This window comes from Pseudomonas sp. SJZ080, from assembly GCF_007828295.1.
Lineage (GTDB): Bacteria > Pseudomonadota > Gammaproteobacteria > Pseudomonadales > Pseudomonadaceae > Aquipseudomonas > Aquipseudomonas migulae_A.
In genome coordinates this window covers 1-2,391 of record NZ_VIUK01000061.1, presented here as the reverse complement: position 1 = coordinate 2,391, position 2,391 = coordinate 1, and the positions used below count along the sequence as shown (strand labels likewise).

Genomic DNA, 2,391 nt, shown 5'->3' with positions numbered 1-2,391 from the left:
GTAAGCGGCTGGGGAAGTCACCTTCCGAACTCCAGCATTAAGGGCGATGGTGTCCGCGTATTTTTAAGCGGACGCGATCGCCCTTAACGTCAGGATTTCCATGCGCCAACGAAGCTCTTACCCCAAACCCTTCAAGGCCCAGGTTGTTCAGGAATGCCTGCAACCGGGCGCAACCCTATCCAGCGTCGCCATCAGCCACGGCATCAACGCCAACGTGATCCGCAAGTGGCTACCGCTTTACCGAGATCAGCCGCCAGCGGCGTTGCCGGCTTTCGTTCCGTTGAGAGCTACACCCAAACGGCAGGCAGAAGGGTCGGCGATTATTGAGCTGCCATTTGGCGAGCAGTCGATGTCCGTGAAATGGCCGACGTCTGATCCTGAAGGCTGCGCTCGTTTTGTCCGTGGACTCACGCAATGATTCGCATCGAAGCCATCTGGCTCGCCACCGAGCCCATGGATATGCGTGCTGGCACTGAAACTGCGCTGGCCAGGGTGATTGCGGTGTTCGGTGCGGCGAAGCCGCACTGCGCTTATTTGTTCGCCAACCGCCGCGCCACTCGCATGAAAGTTTTGGTGCATGACGGGTTTGGCGTCTGGCTGGCTGCTCGCCGATTGAACCAAGGAAAGTTTCACTGGCCCGGCATTCGACAAGGCTGCGAGATGGAGCTGGATATCGAGCAACTTCAAGCGTTGGTGCTCGGCCTACCTTGGCAGCGTGTTGGGGCTGGCGGTGTAATCACACTGCTTTAAAAAGCTGTAATTAGCTCCTTGGCCTGCTGCCGCAAGCGACCTGCTTTGGTAAAATCCAGGGCATGACTTCCTCGCCCAACCTCGATCAGATGACCCCCGACCAACTGCGTGCATTCGCTGCGCAGTTGCTGTCGCAGGTTGATTCTCTCGGGCAGCAAGTCGACAGGATGGGCAAGAAGAACGACCGCGACCAAACCATCATCGAGCAACTCACCCACGAAATCGCATGGTTCAAACGTAACAAGTTTGCCAAGCGCAGTGAGCAATTGAGTCCTGCTCAGGGCAGCCTGCTCGACGACCTGCTTGATACCGACATCGCGGCCATCGAAGCCGAGCTGAAAGCGTTGAATCCGCCGGCTGCGCAGGCCGAACCACGCAAGCAACCAAAGCGTGTTCCTTTGCCTGCGCAGTTTCCGCGCACCGTGATTTATCACGAACCCGACAACACCCAATGCCCCTGCGGCTGCCAGCTCCAGCGGATCGGCGAGGACGTCAGCGAGAAGCTGGATTACACGCCGGGCGTGTTCACCGTCGAGCAGCACTTGCGTGGGAAATGGGCCTGCCGTCAGTGCGAAACACTGATCCAGGCACCGGTGCCGGCCCAAGTAATCGACAAGGGCATCCCGACCGCAGGTCTGCTGGCTCACGTGATGGTGGCCAAATTCGCCGACCATTTGCCGCTGTACCGACAAGAGAAAATCTTTGGCCGCGCCGGCCTGGCTATCGCCCGCTCGACACTGGCGCAATGGGTCGGCCAAACCGGTGTGCAGCTCCAGCCCCTGGTTGATGCGCTGCGCGAAGCGGTACTTGCCCAAGGCGTGATTCACGCTGACGAAACCCCGGTGCAGATGCTCGCGCCGGGCGAAAAGAAAACCCATCGTGCTTATGTCTGGGCCTACTGCACTACGCCGTTTTCGACACTTAAAGCAGTGGTATACGACTTCAGCCCGAGCCGTGCGGGTGAGCATGCCCGCAACTTCCTTGGGCAATGGAGCGGCAAGCTGGTTTGCGATGATTTCGCCGGCTACAAAGCAAGCTTTCAGCAAGGCATCACCGAAATCGGCTGCATGGCCCATGCCCGCCGCAAGTTCTTCGATCTGCATGCGACGAACAAAAGCCAACTGGCCGAACAGGCGCTGCACTCAATTGGCGGGTTGTACGAAATCGAACGGCAAGCGCGGGAAATGACCGACGAGGATCGCTGGCGAATACGTCAGGAAAAAGCGGCGCCCCTTATCGACGCACTGCATACCTGGATGCTGGCCCAGCGCGACCTTGTGCCCGAAGGCTCGGCTATCGCCAAAGCTCTGGATTACAGCCTCAAGCGCTGGGGCGCACTGGCTCGATATATCGAGGACGGTGCTGTACCCATAGATAATAATCCAGTGGAAAATCAGATACGGCCGTGGGCACTCGGCCGCTCCAACTGGTTGTTCGCCGGTTCACTGCGCAGCGGCAAACGAGCAGCGGCAATCATGAGTTTGATCCAGTCGGCGCGCATGAATGGGCATGATCCATATGCCTATCTCAAAGATGTGCTGACGCGGCTGCCAACACAGCGTGCCAGTGAGATTGATCAACTGCTACCGCATCAGTGGGTGCCGGCCTGAGTCACGCAAGGTGACTTCGGCAGACGCTTAC

3 protein-coding genes are annotated in these 2,391 nt (G+C 58.6%); all 3 read left to right on the top strand.

Annotation, left to right across the window (positions count from 1 at the left end):
• Window positions 1-100: 100 nt before the first annotated feature.
• Window positions 101-418, top strand: a complete 318-nt coding sequence (locus FBY04_RS32195; protein ID WP_178115400.1) for a transposase — start codon at window positions 101-103, stop codon at window positions 416-418.
• Window positions 415-750 carry an IS66 family insertion sequence element accessory protein TnpB gene (gene tnpB, locus FBY04_RS33000; RefSeq protein ID WP_144931764.1) on the top strand — a complete coding sequence of 112 codons (336 nt, stop codon included), beginning with the start codon at window positions 415-417 and terminating at the stop codon, window positions 748-750. The genes FBY04_RS32195 and tnpB overlap by 4 nt, the downstream gene beginning before the upstream one ends.
• Before the next feature lie 62 nt (window positions 751-812).
• Window positions 813-2,360 (top strand): IS66 family transposase, encoded by a 1,548-nt coding sequence (locus FBY04_RS32185; RefSeq protein WP_144931762.1) that lies wholly within the window; start codon window positions 813-815, stop codon window positions 2,358-2,360.
• Window positions 2,361-2,391: the final 31 nt, after the last annotated feature.

Bases quoted from the DNA above. Each gene is read 5' to 3' on its own strand.
- tnpB (WP_144931764.1), top strand. From the start codon at position 415: ATGATTCGCATCGAAGCCATCTGGCTCGCCACCGAGCCCATGGATATG.
- FBY04_RS32185 (WP_144931762.1), top strand. From the start codon at position 813: ATGACTTCCTCGCCCAACCTCGATCAGATGACCCCCGACCAACTGCGT.
- FBY04_RS32195 (WP_178115400.1), top strand. From the start codon at position 101: ATGCGCCAACGAAGCTCTTACCCCAAACCCTTCAAGGCCCAGGTTGTT.